Raw genomic sequence first — 17,479 nt, 5'->3', positions numbered from 1 at the left:
GAGGAGGCGATTCCAGTGATCAGCATCAACGCCAGCTCCATCAGCACCGCCAAAATGACCGATCTCTCGGTCGTCGCTTCCTGCCTGCTCGGCTCCTCGAACCCGGGCACCGGTCTGTCTGGCGTCTCCGCCATGCGTCCGGAGTCCGGCCTGTCTCTCGCGGGTCTTCCCATTCGCGAGCGCAATGAGCGACCGACCAAGGCACCGGAAGCAGTAGCGACGGCACAGGCCCAGGCCTATGCCTTTGCGGCGGCCGGTGCCGGATTCCGGAAGCAGACGACGCAGCACCACACGATGTGGGCCTTCCGTGGGCCTAAACCCTGGAGCGATCCAGCCTGACGAGATCAGGCAGGCGCCTTCAGGGCCGCGGAACCCCATCCGGGATCCGCGGCCCTTCTGTTTTCCCGGAAGATCCAGCGATCTTCCGAGGAACCAGAGCACAGGGGCCTCGGGACAAGAAAAGAACCCGGTACCACCACCACCCGGCCCACCGGCCGGACGACCAGACGAGGAAGAAGACACCGTGCAACTCGAAGCGCACGCCCCGTCCGTACCGCCTTCAGACCCTCTTTCCCAGCCCGTGTCCACGGAGGACTCCACCTTGAACCCGCTGACCGCGCTCACCGCGCTCGACGACGCCATCGAGAACCTCGACGTGCCCGTCCCCTGCCGTGCCTACGACCCCGAGGTCTTCTTCGCGGAGTCGCCGGCGGACGTCGAGTACGCCAAGTCCCTCTGCCGTACCTGCCCGCTGATGGAGGCCTGCCTCGCCGGCGCCAAGGAGCGGCGTGAGCCCTGGGGCGTCTGGGGCGGCGAGCTGTTCGTCCAGGGCGTTGTCGTTGCCCGGAAGCGGCCGCGTGGCCGCCCGCGCAAGAACCCGGTCGTGGCATGAACACCCCCGGAACGATCGATCGCCCCCTGACGCACGACCCCAAGAAGCAGGCCCCGATGAAGCCGTCCACGAGCGAGCCCGCAGGCTCCGCCATCCCAGACTTCACCACTTCCGGCGCGCACGAGTCGCGCCAGAACAGGACCCGTCAGATGCAACTCATCCCAGAAGCCCTGGCTCGTGCGCATATGCACGAGAAGTTGCGTGAGGCCGAGAGCGAACGCCGGGCCGTGCGCCTGGCCACCGCCCGCCGGATGCAGCGCCGTGCCGAGCGCGCTTCGCTGCGCGCCCGACGTGCGCTCGCCATGGCCGTCATGCAGTAACCAACTGAAGCCGTCGACATCGGATTCGTCGACACAAGCCGCGACAGAGCGGCTGCTCCCTCGGGGCCGGTCCCAAGCGGACCGGCCCCGAGGCGTGTGGCGCCCGGCGCTCATCGGTTCATCGAGTTATCGTCGCCGAGTGACGTCTCTTCCTGGCGGGGACTCCGCGCAGCAGCCCGACCACCAGGCCCTCGCGTGCGCGCGGTGTGGCACGACAGCCCGGGAACTGCCGCTGACCTGGACGTGTTCCGTCGAGGGCGGCACCCGGCGGTACTTCTGTGACGCCTGCGCCCGAGAGAACATCAGGGCCATCGAGGGACGGCTCGACTCCGACTGGTGGTGATCAGGCCTCCGCCGCCGGCCAGTCCTCGACCTCCGTCGCATCCCCGGTGGCAAAGCCCGGTACCCAGGCCTCCAGTTCGTCCCGCAGCCGCACGGTGGCCCCGAGCTGGCACAGCACCCCGATCGTGCTGAGCGTCACCCGATGTATCAGCAGGTACGACGGCGGCAGGTTGAGCTGCTTGCCCAGTTGATGGGCGGGGGAGCGGGGGTCGGCTATCCGGGCCGCCTGATGGCGCATCCAGGAGCGGGTGAACGTGAAGGCGTCGACGCGAGCCGGTTCGATGATCGGCAGCAAGTAGTCGAGCACCGCGTCCGGTTCGAGCTCGATCGACTCCTTGACGAAGCCCTCCTCGCAGAGCAGCTCGTAGACCGCCTCCGCCTCACCGTCGAGTGTCCTGCGCAGGGAGACGCCGATCGGTGCGGGCAGGCCGCCGGGCAGTCGGTCGACCGTGCCGAAGTCGAGGACGCCGAGGCGCCAGCCGCCCTTCTCGTCCGGCAGCAGCCGGAAATTGCCCGGGTGGGGATCAGCGTGCAGCAGGCCCGTGCGCGCGGGCCCCGAGAACAGGAAGCGGGCCAGTAGCTGACCTGCGCGATCGCGCTCGTCCTCGCTGCCGTTGTCGATGATCTCGGCGAGCGGTGTCCCGTCGATCCACTCCGTCACCAGCACCTGCTCGCACTGGTGCACCACCTGCGGCACCACGACATCGGGGTCGTCGGCGAACTCTTCCGCGTGTGCCCGCTGGGCCCGCGCCTCCAGCGCGTAGTCCAGTTCCTCGGAAACCCTGTCGCGCAACTCGGTGATGAGCGGCTTGATGTCCATGCCCGGAACCAGCGGGCCCAACAGCCGCGCGAAGCGGCTCAGTTGGCCGAGATCCGACAGCAGGGCCTCGCCCGCGCCCGGGTACTGCACCTTCACGGCGACCTCGCGACCGTCGTGCCACACGGCGCGATGCACCTGTCCGATCGACGCGGCGGCCGAGGGTTTGTCCTCGAACTCGAGGAACAGCTCGCGCCATTGCCCGCCGAGCCGCTCGTCGAGCACCGCGTGTACGGTGCGGGTCGGCATCGGGGGTGCGGCTTCCTGAAGCTTCGTCAGGGCGGCGCGATACGGGCCCGCGACGTCCTCCGGGAGGGCGGACTCGAAGACGGACAGCGCCTGTCCGAACTTCATTGCTCCGCCCTTGAGTTCACCGAGGACCTTGAACAGCTGATCCGCCGTGCGCTGCTGCAGTTCCCGTCCGACGAGCTCGGCGGACTTGCCGCCGATGCGTCTGCCGATGCCCCAGGTCGCGCGACCCGCGAAGCCGATCGGCAGCGCTGCCAGCTTGGCGGTACGGGTAACCGCCTTCCGGGGAAGATCAGACATACACCCCTCCAAATGCCGAACAGTCATGCCGCGCATGCCCGGGTGCCGTGGTGCCGACAGCCATTGCCTACCCCGCCATTGTGTCGTGCGGCTCTGCTTCCACGGAGACCTCCTGCCCGTTACCTCTCTCACCCGCACCGCACGGGCACTGCGGATGTGGCCACACCGGTCGGGCGTGCCAGTCCAGGCCCGGCGCGGCCGCCTCCCAGCGCGCCCCGGTGCTCGACGGCAACTCCCCGTCGAGGAAGGCCAGTCCATGCGCCGCGGCGAGGCCCGCGACGGCGGTGGCAAGGCTCAGGTCGCAGGCCTGCACCTGACGACCGGCCGGGCCCGAACTCCACTGGGCGAGCAGCCGGGGCCAGGTCGGATCGCGGTCCGCGCGCCCGAGGAGCAGGCAGTGCGCGCAGCCCGTCCCGCCGGGCAGCACCAATGGTCCGACCACGCCGGTGGCCTCGACGACACCCGCGTACAGATGGGGAATTCCGGCCTCCAGCAGGTCCTCGGCCGCGGTCGGGTCGGGGGAGTGGACCGCGAGTCCGTCACGCGGAGCAATGATCACGAGGGAGAGCGGGGGCTCTTCGGGATCCGGCTCCGAAAGGCGCTCGGGGGCCGGCCTGCGCCGGTCGGGGCGCGGTGGCCTGGCCGGCGCCATCGAGCGCACCACCCGCCGTGCGGACACGTCCCGGCGCTCGCCCGTCGCCTCCACCGGGTGCCCGCCCGGTGCCACGTCCCATGGCTCGACGCATCCGCCGTCCCGCACGTCGACGTGGCCGACACCCGCGGACGCGAGCACCGAGGCGATCACCGTGCCCACCCGTCCGGCGCCTCTTACCTGGACCCGCATCGCGCGCCGGGCGGTCAACTTCAGTATCGCTTCGGCCGGTTCTGATGTCGTGACCGTCAGGGCGGCGTGGTCGGGGCGGAGCCGATCCATCGCGCGCGTCTGTTTGCGCAGTTCAGCGCCGGGCCTGCCGCCGCCGGTCGCGTCGTCGACGAGTCCCGCTCCGCTCAGCCGCTCCAGGAGCGCGTCCACATGCCCCTCCGGAAGGCCCATCCTCTGGGCCTCCTCCCGCAAGAGCGGGACCCCGCGGGTGCCGTCGAGCAGGGTCAGGAAGCTGCCGGTGGCCGTGTCGACCGGGCCGAGTACCACCGCGTGCGCCGGCGTGAGTCCGAACTGCACCGTGTTCAGGTCGTGCCAGCCGCGCCGCAGGGCCGGTTTCAGGATCGGATGCATGGCTGTCCCCCGTACTGTGCCGACGGCTTCGTTCCCGTCGATCGACCGCCAGCATGCCCGGGTGGCCGGAGCCGTGCGGAAAGTTGTCCACAGGCTGTGGGTGATAGTCGTACTAATCGAGAGGTGGATTGCGGGGCCGCACCGAAGACTTCCGGAGGCGGGACTTCCGCCCGGTCCAGCGGGTAACGTCGGGGCGTGTCCGCCGACCCACTGCACCGTGCCACGAACACAGCGCGCAGCACGACCAGCCCGCCCTCCGGCGGCCTGGGGGCGAGCGCGGTCGAGGTGCGCAGGAGCTCCCGGCGTCGCAGAACTGTCTCCGCGTACCGCGAGGGCGATCGCACCGTGGTGCTCATCCCGGCGCGCATGTCGGAGGCCGAGGAGAAGCGCTGGGTGGGCGTCATGCTCGACAAGCTCGCCGCGCAGGAGAGCAAGCGGGTGCTCGGCGACACCGAGCTGGCGGACCGCGCCGAGCGTCTGTCTGATCAGTACCTCGAGGGGAAGGCCCGCCCCGCTTCGGTGCGGTGGGTCACGAACCAGAACACCCGGTGGGGTTCGTGCACTCCGGCGGAAGGCAGTATCCGGCTCTCCCACCGGCTGCAGGGCATGCCCGAGTACGTCGTCGACTACGTACTCATCCATGAGCTCGCGCACCTGCTGGTCCCCGGTCACGGTCCGCGGTTCTGGAGGCTCCTGGAGGCGTACCCGCGAACGGAGCGGGCACGCGGGTATCTCGAAGGAGTGGTCGCGGCCGACCGGCTCCCGCATCTACCCGCCGCGCGCGGCGACTGATCGCCCTTCAGCGCGGCTTCTGTACCAGGGGTGTACCGACTTCTCCCGCTGTCGGTGTTTGCGGATAGCCTGGCGCGACGCAATCACCATCGGGATGGGGGACGGTCGTTACGCATGGCCAGGGAATTCCAACGCGGCCACAAGGCCAAGATCAGTGACCTCACCGCAGGCACGGATCTGTACGTGGGCGTACAGATCACCGGCCCCGGACTGAGCTTCGACATCAGCTGCTTCGGCCTCGACGCCGAGGAGCGGTTGTCCGACGACCGGTACTTCGTCTTCTTCAACCAGCCGAAAACGCCCGAGGAATCCGTCCAACTGCTCGGCGCACAGGCCGGTGACACGGAGTCCTTCCGCGTCACACTCGACAAGATCCCCGCGAACATCCAAAAGCTTTCGTTCACCGCGACCATCGACGGTGCCGGGCAGATGTCGCAGGTCGCTCCCGGATACATCCGTATCGTCGCCGGTGGTGAGGAAGTCGCGCGGTATTCCTTCCAGGGTGGTGAGTTCTCCACCGAGCGTGCGGTAATGCTGGGCGATTTCTATCTGAAGGACGTGTGGCGGTTCGCCGCTGTCGGGCAGGGCTTCGACGGGGGTCTGGATGCGCTGCTGAAGAACTTCGGCGGGGAGGTCGCAGAGGAGGAGCCCGCCGCCGCGCCGGAGCAGTCCGCAGCTCCCGGCTTCGCGGCTCCCGGCTTCGCGCCTCCCGCCCAGGCCGCCGCACCGCCGTCCTTCTCGGCCCCGGCAGCGCCTGCTCCCGCACCTGTGCCGCCCGCGCCGGCTCCGGCACCCGAGCCGATGCCGCAGAACAACGCCCCGGCGCCGGCCTCCACGCCCCCGCCGGCCCCCGCGCCCTCGGTGCACGCGGCGCCCACCATCGCCGCCCCGCTCGCCACGCCGCCCGGCACGGTCCCGCCGCCCCCGGCGCCGGCCGCTCCGAACCCGTACGGCCAGCAGCCGCCCCAGCAGCCGCAGTTCGGCCAGGTCCCCGGCCAGGGCGGCGCAACCCTGCCGCCCGGCTACGGCCAGCAGCCCCAGACTCCGCCCGCTCCGCAGGGCTTCGGGCAGCAGCCCCAGACGCCCCCTGCTCAGCATGTCTTCGGCCAGCCCCCGGCCGCTCCCGCCCCGCAGGGTGCGCCGCAGGGCATCCCACAGCAGGCCGCCGCGCCGGGCGTGGCCGCCGCCCTGGAGAAGTTCCGTGAGGCTCCGACGGGGCAGCGCTGGACGCTCCAGAACAAGAAGCTGATCCGGGTCGACCTCGGAGCCGGCGGCGACCAGCCCGTCCTCGCCCGCCAGGGCAGCATGGTGCTCTACCAGGGCAAGGTCGAATTCAGCTACAAGGGCGCCGGGTTCGCGGGCCGCATCGTGGGCAACGCCACCGGCCAGGAGATGCAGCTGATGCGCTGCTCCGGCCGTGGCCAGGTCTTCTTCGCGGAAGAGGCCACCCACGTGCACCCCATCGAGCTCCAGGGCGACGCGATCTGCGTCTCCGCGGAGAACGTCCTCGCGTTCGACGAGAGCCTGCAGCACGAAGTCCGCAGGATCGAAGGGCACGGCATCCCCGGAGGGGCCCTGTTCGTGCTCCAGTTCCAGGGCACCGGAACGGTGGTCGTGAAGACCCACGGCACGCCTGTCGTGCTGCCGGTCACGCCCACCACGTTCGCCGACTCCAACGCGGTCGTGGCCTGGTCCGCGGCCTCGCAGGCGATCGTCTCCAACCAGGTCCGCATGCGCCGCAACGCCTATCCGGGCGACAGCGGCGAAGGCGTCAACCTGCAGTTCCGGGGCGCACCCGGCAACTTCATCGTCGTCCAGCCGTACGAGGTCTGAGGGAGCCCGTCATGAACCAGCCGCTCGCGGGCTTCGCCCCGACCCCGGTAGCCGCCCGCATGGAGAACCACGGCAGCAACATGCTGAAGGTCGCCATGCAGACCGGAAACGACCTCTTCGCGCGCGTGGGCTCGATGGTCGCCTACGAAGGCTTCGTCCAGTACGAGCCCAACCCGCCCGCCGTCCGCCAGATCGCCCGTGACTGGATGACCGGTGAGGGCGCGCCCCTCATGAAGTGCTCCGGTGACGGCCTGCTCTACCTCGCCGACTACGGCGCCGACGTCGTCGTCATCAACCTCGGTGGCGAGTCGATCTCCGTCAACGGCACCAACCTCCTCGCCTTCGACGCGCACCTCCAGTGGGGCGTCGAGCGCGTGAAGGGCCTCGCCAAGTTCACCGGGCAGGGCCTGTGGAACATCACGGTCAGCGGGCAGGGGCACGTCGCCCTGACCTCGCGCGGCACCCCCATCGTGGTCGACTGCGGCCGCGGCGAGGACGAGACCTATGTGGACCCCGACGCGCTCATCGCCTGGTCGCCGAGCCTGAAGGTGAAGGGCAAGCGCAGCTTCAGGGCCGGCTCGCTCATCGGGCGCGGCAGCGGCGAGGCCTACCAGATGGGCTTCTCCGGGGAAGGCATCGTCGTCGTACAGCCCAGTGAGGACAGCACCGACCGCCTCCGAGTCCGGGGCTGAGGGGGAGCGAAGAACACCATGCAGAGTCCGCTTTTCGCGCACACCGAGCAGCAGACCCAGGAGCGCTACACGGTGCAGAACCCGCAGATGCTGCGGGTCGCCCTGGAAGGTCACGACGACATCCTCGCCCGCAAGGGCGCGATGGTCGCCTACCAGGGGCTGATGGAGTTCGACGGTGAGTACCAGACGTCCGGACAGCAGCGCGCCCGCGCGCACACCGGCGAGGGCCTCAGCCTGATGCGCTGCCACGGGCAGGGCACCGTCTACCTGGCGAACCTCGCCCAGTACATCCACGTAGTGGATGTCGAACAGGACGGCCTGACCGTCGACAGCAGCTACGTGCTGGCGATGGACTCCTCGCTGCACCATGAAGTCGTGGCCGTGGACAGCCAGTTCGGCATCTCCGGCTCCGGCAAGTACCAGCTCAACATCACCGGGCACGGCAAGGTCGCCCTGATGACGTCCGGCCAGCCGCTGATGCTCCAGGTCACGCCCGACCGGTACGTCAACGCCGACGCGGACGCCATCGTCGCCTGGTCCACCGGGCTCCGGGTGCAGATGCAGGCGCAGACGCATTCGTCCGGCGTCTGGCGGCGCCGGGGCAACACCGGCGAGGGCTGGGAGCTCAGCTTCATGGGAAGCGGCTACGCGCTCGTCCAGCCCAGCGAACTGCTGCCGCCGCAGCACGCGGCGACCGGCGGGGGCCTCGCCGCGCAGTACGGCATGGGGCAGCAGGGCGCCCGTGGCCAGAACCAGGGCAACGTCTGGAGCTAGGCAGGTAGGCATGCGTAAGGGGCGGCCACCATGGTGACCGCCCCTTACGCATGTCCTTCTAGAGCCGCGCTCGGGCTAGAGCCGTGCTCGGGTGGCTTCCACCAGACGGACGACAGAGGCGTCGGCGACCTCTGCGACCTCGGAGTACGGGAACCAGCGCAGGTCAAGGGACTCGTCGCTGATGGCTTCCGTGGCGTCCGCCGGGGCGAGCGCCGCGTACTGCACGTCCAGGTGCTGCGTGCACGGCCCCGGAATCGGGTGCCGGTCCAGACGGACCGGCCCGCCCTCGAGGAGCGTGAGGCCGGAGATGCCCGACTCCTCCGTCGCCTCGCGCAGGGCCGCGGCCCGCAGAGTCGGGTCGCCCTGCTCGCAATGGCCCCCCATCTGAAGCCACATCTGCAGCTTCTTGTGGAGCGTGAGCAGCACGCGCCCGCGCGCCGGGTCGACGACAAGGGCGCTCGCCGTGATGTGCCCCGAGGTGCAGGGCTTCCACAGGCCGTCGGCGCCGTGCTCCGACAGATGGTCCAGGTAGGCCTGGCGCAGTTCCGGCTGGTCCTCGTAGCTCTTGAGCACGAGGACCGTGTCGTCGTACAGGCTCACTTGTCGGAGTCGCCCTCGCTCTTGTCGCCCTCGCTCTTGTCGTCCTCGTCCTTCTTCAGGTTCGGCTTCTCGGTGGAGCCGCCGCTCGCCGCTTCGCCGAGCATCTTGTCGATCTCGGAGAAGTCCAGCTGCTCGTCGCGGTGCACGAAGCCGTCCGGGTCGTCCAGGTCGGACGCCGTCGGCAGCATGTCCGGGTGCGCCCACAGGCCGTCCCGCCCGTCCACACCGCGCGCGTCCGTGAGCGAGGCCCACAGGCGCGAGGCGTCACGCAGGCGCCGCGGACGCAGCTCCAGGCCGATCAGCGTCGCGAACGTCTGCTCCGCGGGGCCACCGGTCGCACGGCGGCGGCGCAGCGTCTCGCGCAGCGCGTCGGCGGACGACAGGCGCGGCTTCGCGGCCGCGTGGACCACCGCGTCGACCCAGCCCTCCACGAGCGCGAGAGCGGTCTCCAGGCGGGCCAGAGCGGCCTTCTGCTCCGGGGAGTCCTCCGGCTGGAACATGCCCTGCTGGAGCGCTTCCTGGATCTGCTCGGGGTTCTGCGGGTCGAACTGGCCGACGACGTCCTCCAGCTTCGAGGTGTCGACCTTGATGCCGCGCGCGTACCCCTCGACCGCACCGAACAGGTGCGAGCGCAGCCACGGCACGTGCGAGAACAGCCGCTGGTGGGCCGCCTCGCGCAGCGCCAGGTAGAGGCGGACCTCCTCCTGCGGGACGCCGAGGTCCTTGCCGAACGCCTCGACGTTCAGCGGCAGCAGCGCGGCCTTGCCGGCCGGGGCCAGGGGCAGGCCGATGTCCGTGGACCCGACGACCTCGCCCGCGAGCACGCCGATGGCCTGCCCGATCTGCTGGCCGAACATGGCACCGCCCATGGAGCGCATCATGCCGATCAGCGGGCCCGCCATGGCCTGCATCTCCTCGGGCAGCACGTCGCCCATGGCCATGCCGACGCGCTCGGCGACCGGGTCGACGAGCTCCTTCCACACCGGGAGGGTCGCCTCGACCCACTCGGCGCGGCTCCAGGCCACCGCCGAGTGCGCGCCCGAAGGCAGCGACGTCGCGTCGTCGAGCCACAGGTCGGCCAGGCGCACGGCCTCCTCGACCGCGGTGCGGTCGGCGGGGCCCACGCTGGTGTCCTTGACGCCGTCCTGCGTGCCCTGCGAGACGGTCTGGCGGGCGATGTCCTTGGCCATGTCCCAGTTCACCGGCCCGCCCTCGTAGGAGAGCATCTGGCCGAGCTGCTGGAACGCAGCCCCGAGATCGTTCGGATTCATCGAGCCGAACATGGCCGCGAACGGGTTGTCCCCGCCCTCGCCGCCCGGGCCGCCCGCGCCGGGCAGGCCCGGGAACCCGAATCCGAACGGGCCGGCCGGTCCCTGACCGCCACCGCCCTGCTGGTCCTTCTTCTTGCCCTCGTCGCCGTCTTCCGGCTCCTCCGGCGGAAGGCCGAAACCGAATGGGGTGTCACTCACGGGATTCCTCGGCTGGTTGGGCCGCCGGTTTTGGGCCCGGCGGCGACTGCCCGACTACACACCCAGCGTAGACACCATGACCGGATCGGGCCTCAGTGCTTCGCCGACTCATTGCCTGCGGCAGGATGGATGCCTCCTGGTACGTACGCGTCATACACGTACGTACTGAAGACAACCGCTGGAGACGCCCGGTGAGTTCCCCAGATCCGCAGGTTCGCGCAGCGCGAAACCCCGCAGCCAGTCCAGCCGTCCGCGGCCCCGTCGTCGCGGTCACCGGTGCCGCGTCCGGCATCGGCGCCCTGCTCACCGAGCGGCTCGCCGCGTCGGACGCGATCAAGCAGGTCCTCGCCATCGACGAGCGGCGCGGCGAGTGCACGTCAGCGACCTGGCACGTCCTGGATGTCCGGGACCCGGCCATCGCCGAGAAGCTGCGCGGCGCCGACGTCGTCGTGCACCTGGCCCTCGACCTCGACCTGGAGTCCGACCCCGCGGCCCGCACCGCGTACAACGTGCGGGGCACCCAGACGGTGCTCACCGCCGCGGCCGCCGCGGGCGTGCACCGCGTCGTCCTGTGCACCTCGACGATGGTCTACGGAGCCCTCGAGGACAACGAGCTCCCGCTCGCCGAGGACGCGGAACTGCGCGCCACCGCGGAGGCGACCGGAGTCGGCGACCTCCTGGAGGTCGAGCGGCTCGCCCGCCGCGCCCCGCGCGCGCACCCAGGCCTGAACGTCACGGTGGTGCGCCCGGCGGTGCTCGTCGGCGGTACGGACACGGCGCTCACCAGGTACTTCGAGTCGCCGCGCCTCCTTGTAGTGGCCGGTTCGCGGCCCGCCTGGCAGTTCTGTCACGTGGACGACCTGTGCAGTGCTCTGGAGCACGCGGCCCTGGAGAAGGTCGACGGAGAGTTCGCGGTCGGCTGTGACGGCTGGCTGGAGCAGGAGGAGGTCGAGGAGCTCAGCGGCATCCGGCGCATGGAGCTGCCCTCCGCCGTCGCCCTGGGCGCGGCGGCCCGGCTGCACCGGATCGGCCTGACGCCCTCCCCGGCGGGCGACCTCGCCTACACGATGTACCCGTGGGTGGTGAGCGGGAGCCGGCTGCACGAGTCCGGTTGGCGACCCCAGTGGACCAACGAGGAGGTCCTCGCGGAACTGCTCGAAGAGGTCGCGGGCCGGCGCACCGTCGCGGGCCGACGCCTCGGCCGCAAGGACGCGACGGCGGCAGGTGCCGCGGGCGCGACCGTCGCTCTCCTGGGCACGGCGGCCGTGGTGCGGCGCGTACGGAAGGCGCGGCGGCGCATCTGAGGCCGGCGTACCTGTAGGAGGCTCCAAGCCGGTACGCGCGCGTGCCGGTCGAAAACGCTATTCACGGTTGTCGGCGGCGTGCGGCACGATGAGGGCATGGCACCCACTGAGCACGACCACCCCGGCGAGCTGAGGGCACAGGACCCGATCCAGCTGCTCGCCATCCGAGAGACGCCGCTCTCCCTCGACGAGGTCTTCCGGGCCGTCGGTGACGACGCGGCGGGCGGCACCGCACTCTTCGTGGGGACCGTGCGCAATCACGACGGCGGGGCCGACGTGGACAAGCTGGGCTACTCCTGCCACCCCACCGCCGAGGCGGAGATGCGGCGTGTCGCGGAGAAGGTCGTCGCCGAGTACCCGGTGCGCGCCCTGGCGGCCGTGCACCGGGTCGGCGATCTGGCGGTGGGCGATCTCGCGGTCGTCGTCGCCGTGTCCTGCCCGCACCGGGGCGAGGCCTTCGAGGCCTGCCGCAAGCTCATCGACGACCTCAAGCACGAGGTGCCGATCTGGAAGCACCAGACGTTCTCGGACGGCACCGAGGAGTGGGTCGGCGCCTGCTAGGCCCTGTCCGGCCGACTCCGGTCGGGACCAAGGTCGTTCCGGTTGCGTAACCGCCCCCCGGCGGTGAGCGTTGGGACTGCGGATGGTTAATCTGCTGATACGTCAGTGGCAGTCGCTCATGGGGTCGGGAGGTCGGCATGGCAGCGCTCCTGTGGTTGCTCATCCCGGTTGTCGCTGCGGTGGCCGCCGGATTCTGGGGCATCTGGGCCGGCCGTCAGCGCCACAAGACCGGTGATGTCACGGAACTCAGTGGTTACGCGCGCTTCCGTGAGGCGATGGAGAAGTCGCACCAGGGGACCTGACGGGCCCGGCCCCACAGGTGCGCCGACAGAGTCGTCCCGTACTGTCGTTCCATGCCACGCCGCACTGCGACGATGCTCGCCTCGACCCTGATGCTGATCGCGCTCTTGTGCGCGGGGGTGCTCATCAAAGTGCCCTACGCGGAGATGTCGCCGGGACCGACGGTGAACACCCTCGCGGACCACGGCGGCGAACCCGTGATCCAGATCTCCGGCCACAAGACGTACGACGCCTCCGGCCACCTGAACATGACGACGGTCCGCGTCACCAGCGCCGACTACAACATGAACCTGGTGTCGGCCGTCTACGGGTGGCTCGCGCACGACAGCATCGTGGTGCCGCACGAGACGCTCTACCCGGACGGCCAGACCGAGCAGCAGTCCTCGCAGCAGAACGCTGAGGAGTTCAGCCAGTCCCAGGAGAGCGCCAAGGTGGCGGCGCTGCACGAGATGGGCATCCCCGTGAAGTCCTGGGTGATCGTCTCCAGTGTCGTCAAGGACAGCCCGGCCCAGGGCAGGCTGCACGCCGGTGACGTCATCAAGTCCGTCGACGGCACCAAGGTCACCAAGCCCGCCGACGTCGCCAAGCTCGTCACCAAGCACAAGCCGGGGGAGAACGTCGTCTTCACGGTCGTGCCCGTCAAGGAGGCGGCCGCCGCCGAGAAGGCCGGCAAGGAGGCGACCCGCACGAAGAACGTGACGATCAAGACGGAGAAGGCCGAGGACGACCGCGCGATCGTCGGCATCCAGGCGGGGACCGACCACACCTTCCCGTTCGAGATCGACATCAAGCTCGCCGACGTGGGCGGCCCGAGCGCGGGCCTGATGTTCTCGCTCGGCATCGTCGACAAGCTCACGTCGGACGACCTGACCGGCGGCAAGTTCGTGGCGGGCACCGGAACCATCGACGAGGACGGCAAGGTCGGCCCGATCGGCGGTATCGGCATGAAGACGGTCGGCGCGCGCGACAAGGGCGCCCAGTACTTCCTGACGCCGAAGGACAACTGCGCCACCGCGGCCAAGGACACCCCGGAAGGGCTGACGCTGGTCAAGGTGGACACCTTGGACGACGCGATGGACGCCCTGAAGGACATCCGCAGCGGCAACACGGCGGACCTGACCACCTGCACGGCCAAGGGCTGAACAGGCGCAAACACCGCACTACGTAGAGGGGCGCCACCGGAAACTCCGGTGGCGCCCCTCTACGTAGACGAGGAAAACGTCTCTACGTAGACGAAGAAAGCGTCAGTCGGCGAACGTCACCGACAGGGCCTCCGCGAGCCCCGGTACGAGGTTCGAGCCCGTGAGGACCTCCGTCGTCGCGTCCTTCTCGCGCAGCCGCAGCGCCGAGTCGCGGGTGCCGTCGCGCAGCACGCCGACCGTCATGCGGACCTCCTGGCGGTCCGGGTGCTCGGCCACCCACTTCGTGAGCTTCGCGTCGCTGAGGCCCTCCGGGACGGACGCCTCCGCCGACGGCGGCAGCATGAGGCGCTCGACCGTCAGGGCGCAGCCCACGACGGCGTCAGGCCACGCGATGGTGCCGAGGAACTCGTCCAGCGGCTTTCCGGCAGGGATCTCGTCCTGCTCGATCGGGGTGAGGCCCGGGGCCTCCTGCTCGCCCTCGAGCCCGAGCTGGGCGGCGAGAGCGGGTTCCTGGGCGCGCAGCGCGGCGGTGTCGACGAGGGCGAAGAGGCGAGCGGGCTGGTCCCAGCCAAGCCCGGCGGCGTACTCATCGATCTCGAGTACGGCTCGGGTGAGGGGGCTCGCTGCCATGGGAGTGTTGGACATGGTCACAATCCTGCCTCGTTCGTCCCCCGAAGCGGGAACTGAGTAAAGCGTGAGTAAGTTGCATAGGTGATGGGTCCGCGTTCTCGGGGGCCCGACCGACCGACCGAATACCGAACTTCGAGGTGCACACCTTGGCTTTCCAGATGCCGGACCGCGGCGGGGGCCCGACGGGACCGCGGATCAGAGTCGGCCGACCCTCCCGGCGTGCCCGAACGCTGTTGTTGACGCTGGGCGTCCTGGCCGTGCTCGGCATGGCCTTCGTCATGTTCGCCGGATTCTGGACCGACTGGCTCTGGTACCGCTCGGTCAAGTTCTCGTCCGTCTTCACGACTCAACTGTGGACGAAGATCGGGCTCTTCTTCGTCTTCGGACTGCTGATGGCGCTCGCCGTCGGCGTGAACGTCTGGCTGGCGCACCGGTTGCGCCCGCCGCTGAGCGCCATGTCGATGGAGCAGCAGAGCCTCGATCGCTACCGGATGGGCATCGCACCCTTCAAGCGGTGGCTGCTCGTCGGCATCACCGCCCTTGTGGGTCTGATCGCGGGAGCCTCGGCCGCCAGCCAGTGGCGTACGTGGCTGATGTTCGTGAACGGCGTGCCGTTCAACCAGAAGGACCCGCAGTTCCACATGGACGTGTCCTTCTACGCGTTCGATCTGCCCTGGTACCGCTTCCTGCTCGGCTTCGGGTTCGCGGCGGCCGTGATCGGCCTGGTCGCCGCCGCGCTGACGCACTACCTGTACGGCGGCCTGCGGATCACCAGCCCGGGGGCGCGTGCCACGGCCGCGGCGACGGGGCACCTCTCCGTCCTGCTGGGCGTGTTCGTCGCCCTGAAGGCGGTCGCGTACTGGCTCGACCGGTACGGGCTCGCGGTGAAGCAGAGCGACTTCAAGGCGACGGACAACTGGACGGGCCTCAGGTACGTCGACGCGAACGCGTATCTGCCGGCGAAGACGATCCTGTTCTGCATCGCCGTCATCTGCGCGATCCTCTTCTTCGCGACCCTGTGGCGGCGCACCTGGCAGCTGCCGGTCATCGGCTTCGGCCTGATGGTGCTCTCGGCGATCCTGATCGGCGGCCTGTACCCGGCCATCGTCCAGAAGTTCCAGGTCCAGCCGAACGAGCAGTCCAAGGAAGCCCCGTACATCAAGAAGAACATCGAGGCGACCCGTAAGGCGTACGGCATCGACAAGGCCAAGCCCGTGGACTACAAGGGCAAGGGTTCGGACGACGCCGCGAAGCAGCGGACGGAGTCCGACTCGGCGGCCAGCTACCGGCTCAACGACCCGAACATCGTCTCGCCGACCTTCCAGCAGCTCGAGCAGCAGCGGAAGTACTACCAGTTCCCGACGACCCTGGACGTGGACCGCTACAACGGCCAGGACACCGTGGTCGGCCTGCGCGAGCTGAACCTGAGCAAGCTCGACAAGCGCAACTGGATCAACGACCACTTCGTCTACACGCACGGCTACGGCGCCGTGACGGCGAAGGGCACGGCGACCTCCGGGGGCGCCCCGCAGTTCACCGAGTCGGGCCTGCCGACCACCGGCGACCTCGGCGACTACAACCAGCGCATCTACTACGGCGAGAAGACCTCGCAGTACTCGATCGTCGGTGGGCCGCAGAAGGAGCTGGACTACGAGCAGGACGACGGCACGCAGAAGACGACCAGCTACAAGGGCAAGGGCGGCGTCAATCTGGCGAACCCGCTCAACCGCGCCGCGTATGCCGTCGCCTTCAGCGAGCCGCAGATCCTGTACTCGGGGGCCATCGGTGAGGGCTCGCGGATCCTCTACAACCGCACTCCCAAGGAGCGCGTCGAGGCCGTCGCGCCGTGGCTGACGATCGACGGGGACCCGTATCCGACGGTCGTGAACGGCAAGATCAAGTGGGTCATCGACGCCTACACGACGTCGAACGGCTATCCCTACGCGTCCCGTACGACGCTGGGCGACAGCACCGCCGACTCGCTCAACGAGGCGGACAGCCAGCGCGCCGTGGTGGCCCAGCAGAACCAGGTCAACTACATCCGCAACTCGGTGAAGGCGACCGTCGACGCGGGCACGGGCGAGGTCAAGCTCTACACGTGGGACGACAAGGACCCGGTCCTCAAGACCTGGAAGAAGGCGTTCCCCGGCACGGTCGAGCCCAAGAGCGCGATCCCGGCCTCCTTGAAGGAGCACCTGCGCTACCCGCAGGACATGTTCAAGGTCCAGCGTGAGCTGCTGAGCCTCTACCACGTGACGAACTCGAACCAGTTCTACAACGCGTCCGACGCGTGGCAGGTGCCGAACGACCCGACCAAGAAGGACAACAGCGCGGTCCCGCCGTACTACCTGTCCATGAAGATGCCGGGTCAGACCAGCCAGCAGTTCTCACTGACGACGACGTTCACACCGAGCGGGCGGCCCAACCTGAGAGCCTTCATGGCGGTGGACGCCGACGCGACCAGTAAGGACTACGGCGCCATAAGGCTGCTCAGAGTCACCGAGGACAAGGTCGCAGGACCCGAGCAGGTGCAGAACACGCTCAACTCCTCGGGCTCCGTGGCCAACTGGGTGCGCGATATGAAGGGTGCCGACTCGACGGTCCTGTACGGCAATCTGCTGACGGTGCCGCTCGACAAGGGCTTCCTCTACGTAGAGCCGATCTACGCCCAGGGCCGCAATGCCGAGTACCCACTCATGCGCAAGGTCGCGGTCTCGTACGGCAACAAGATCGGTTTCGCGGACTCGCTGTCCGCGGCGCTCAACGAGGCCTTCGAGGTGGACGGGGACACGCCGGCCGAGCCGGAGAAACCCGGCGGGGACACGAGCGAGACGCCGGAGAACTCGACGGTGAAGGAAGCGCTCGCGGATGCCGACAAGGCCTTCAAGGACGGCCAGGAGGCCCTGAAGGACAACGACTGGACCGCCTACGGCAAGGCCCAGGACCAGCTGCAGGACGCCTTGCAACGCGCCGAGGACGCGCAGAACAAGGCCGACAAGGCGGCAGGGGACAACAAGAACGACAAGAACAGCGGCAACGGGGACAACAAGGAGGCGGCCGGCGGCTGACCGGTCAAGTGACCCCTCCGCGCCGTGGTACGGTTTCAACACAACGGCGCGGGGTGGAGCAGCTCGGTAGCTCGCTGGGCTCATAACCCAGAGGTCGCAGGTTCAAATCCTGTCCCCGCTACTGATGATCGAAGGCTCGGAAGCTAAGGCTTCCGGGCCT

18 protein-coding genes and 1 tRNA gene are annotated in these 17,479 nt (G+C 69.4%); 14 read left to right on the top strand and 5 right to left on the bottom strand.

Translation table 11 applies throughout. The features are described 5' to 3' along the window. Positions 1 to 15 precede the first annotated feature (15 nt). From ACOKM3_RS16550 to ACOKM3_RS16535, 4 genes are all read left to right on the top strand, one after another. A complete protein-coding gene (locus tag ACOKM3_RS16550; protein ID WP_426901211.1) occupies positions 16 to 339 on the top strand; it encodes a hypothetical protein in 324 nt (107 codons plus the stop codon). 184 nt (positions 340 to 523) lie between these two features. Further along, entirely contained in the window at positions 524 to 892 is a 369-nt protein-coding gene (locus ACOKM3_RS16545; RefSeq protein WP_266713846.1) for a WhiB family transcriptional regulator, read from the top strand. After that, the gene (locus tag ACOKM3_RS16540) at positions 889 to 1,212 is read left to right on the top strand and encodes a hypothetical protein (protein ID WP_426901209.1); all 324 of its coding nucleotides are present in this window, start codon (positions 889 to 891) and stop codon (positions 1,210 to 1,212) included. The genes ACOKM3_RS16545 and ACOKM3_RS16540 overlap by 4 nt, the downstream gene beginning before the upstream one ends. A 139-nt stretch (positions 1,213 to 1,351) precedes the next feature. Further along, positions 1,352 to 1,555, top strand: coding sequence for a hypothetical protein (locus ACOKM3_RS16535; RefSeq protein WP_426901207.1), 204 nt, complete (start codon positions 1,352 to 1,354; stop codon positions 1,553 to 1,555). Here the strand turns inward: ACOKM3_RS16535 and ACOKM3_RS16530 are convergent, their stop codons facing one another. Together ACOKM3_RS16530 and ACOKM3_RS16525 are read right to left on the bottom strand one after the other, a co-directional pair. Continuing rightward, positions 1,556 to 2,920, bottom strand: coding sequence for an ABC1 kinase family protein (locus ACOKM3_RS16530; RefSeq protein WP_426901205.1), 1,365 nt, complete (start codon positions 2,918 to 2,920; stop codon positions 1,556 to 1,558). It abuts the gene before it with no gap. Between the two features lie 67 nt (positions 2,921 to 2,987). Next, complete coding sequence (locus ACOKM3_RS16525; RefSeq protein ID WP_426901203.1) at positions 2,988 to 4,154, bottom strand: TOMM precursor leader peptide-binding protein; 1,167 nt, start codon at positions 4,152 to 4,154, stop codon at positions 2,988 to 2,990. Positions 4,155 to 4,349: 195 nt separating this feature from the next. Here ACOKM3_RS16525 and ACOKM3_RS16520 point away from each other — a divergent pair, with 195 nt between their 5' ends. From ACOKM3_RS16520 to ACOKM3_RS16505, 4 genes are all read left to right on the top strand, one after another. Next, positions 4,350 to 4,946, top strand: a complete 597-nt coding sequence (locus ACOKM3_RS16520) for a M48 metallopeptidase family protein (RefSeq protein WP_426901201.1) — start codon at positions 4,350 to 4,352, stop codon at positions 4,944 to 4,946. A gap of 114 nt (positions 4,947 to 5,060) precedes the next feature. Continuing rightward, positions 5,061 to 6,779: a TerD family protein gene (locus tag ACOKM3_RS16515; protein WP_426901199.1), complete on the top strand. Its 1,719-nt coding sequence runs from the start codon at positions 5,061 to 5,063 to the stop codon at positions 6,777 to 6,779. Positions 6,780 to 6,790: 11 nt separating this feature from the next. Then, positions 6,791 to 7,471, top strand: coding sequence for an AIM24 family protein (locus ACOKM3_RS16510; RefSeq protein ID WP_266713860.1), 681 nt, complete (start codon positions 6,791 to 6,793; stop codon positions 7,469 to 7,471). 18 nt (positions 7,472 to 7,489) lie between these two features. Then, positions 7,490 to 8,245: an AIM24 family protein gene (locus ACOKM3_RS16505; protein WP_426901197.1), complete on the top strand. Its 756-nt coding sequence runs from the start codon at positions 7,490 to 7,492 to the stop codon at positions 8,243 to 8,245. 75 nt (positions 8,246 to 8,320) lie between these two features. On the opposite strand, the gene ACOKM3_RS16500 is transcribed toward ACOKM3_RS16505, so the two are convergent. Continuing rightward, positions 8,321 to 8,845 (bottom strand): NUDIX hydrolase, encoded by a 525-nt coding sequence (locus ACOKM3_RS16500; protein ID WP_426901195.1) that lies wholly within the window; start codon positions 8,843 to 8,845, stop codon positions 8,321 to 8,323. Continuing rightward, positions 8,842 to 10,314 (bottom strand): zinc-dependent metalloprotease, encoded by a 1,473-nt coding sequence (locus ACOKM3_RS16495; RefSeq protein WP_426901193.1) that lies wholly within the window; start codon positions 10,312 to 10,314, stop codon positions 8,842 to 8,844. Before ACOKM3_RS16495 ends, ACOKM3_RS16500 begins: the two co-directional genes overlap by 4 nt. Positions 10,315 to 10,505: 191 nt before the next feature. Here ACOKM3_RS16495 and ACOKM3_RS16490 point away from each other — a divergent pair, with 191 nt between their 5' ends. The 4 genes from ACOKM3_RS16490 to ACOKM3_RS16475 all read left to right on the top strand — a co-directional run bounded on the left by ACOKM3_RS16490 (position 10,506) and on the right by ACOKM3_RS16475 (position 13,621). After that, positions 10,506 to 11,618, top strand: coding sequence for an SDR family oxidoreductase (locus tag ACOKM3_RS16490; protein ID WP_426901191.1), 1,113 nt, complete (start codon positions 10,506 to 10,508; stop codon positions 11,616 to 11,618). Positions 11,619 to 11,714: 96 nt separating this feature from the next. Beyond that, entirely contained in the window at positions 11,715 to 12,179 is a 465-nt protein-coding gene (locus ACOKM3_RS16485; RefSeq protein WP_426901189.1) for a molybdenum cofactor biosynthesis protein MoaE, read from the top strand. Between the two features lie 137 nt (positions 12,180 to 12,316). After that, positions 12,317 to 12,481 carry a hypothetical protein gene (locus ACOKM3_RS16480; RefSeq protein WP_266713872.1) on the top strand — a complete coding sequence of 55 codons (165 nt, stop codon included), beginning with the start codon at positions 12,317 to 12,319 and terminating at the stop codon, positions 12,479 to 12,481. 51 nt (positions 12,482 to 12,532) lie between these two features. Next, positions 12,533 to 13,621, top strand: a complete 1,089-nt coding sequence (locus ACOKM3_RS16475) for a YlbL family protein (protein ID WP_426901187.1) — start codon at positions 12,533 to 12,535, stop codon at positions 13,619 to 13,621. Positions 13,622 to 13,723: 102 nt separating this feature from the next. Here ACOKM3_RS16475 and ACOKM3_RS16470 read toward each other — a convergent pair whose 3' ends face one another. Further along, on the bottom strand, positions 13,724 to 14,266 hold the full coding sequence (locus tag ACOKM3_RS16470) for a PPA1309 family protein (RefSeq protein ID WP_426901186.1): 543 nt from the start codon (positions 14,264 to 14,266) through the stop codon (positions 13,724 to 13,726). A gap of 143 nt (positions 14,267 to 14,409) precedes the next feature. On the opposite strand from ACOKM3_RS16470, the gene ACOKM3_RS16465 reads away from it, so the two are divergent. Both ACOKM3_RS16465 and ACOKM3_RS16460 read left to right on the top strand, forming a co-directional pair. Next, positions 14,410 to 17,319 (top strand): UPF0182 family membrane protein, encoded by a 2,910-nt coding sequence (locus tag ACOKM3_RS16465; RefSeq protein WP_426906810.1) that lies wholly within the window; start codon positions 14,410 to 14,412, stop codon positions 17,317 to 17,319. A gap of 47 nt (positions 17,320 to 17,366) precedes the next feature. Next, positions 17,367 to 17,440, top strand: a tRNA-Met gene (locus ACOKM3_RS16460). The last annotated feature ends 39 nt before the right edge of the window (positions 17,441 to 17,479 follow it).

The sequence above is a fragment of the Streptomyces nidicola genome (assembly GCF_050106155.1).
Classification (GTDB): Bacteria; Actinomycetota; Actinomycetes; order Streptomycetales; family Streptomycetaceae; genus Streptomyces.
The sequence above is the reverse complement of the archived record's forward strand: the minus strand, read 5'-3'. Positions and strand labels throughout refer to the sequence as shown.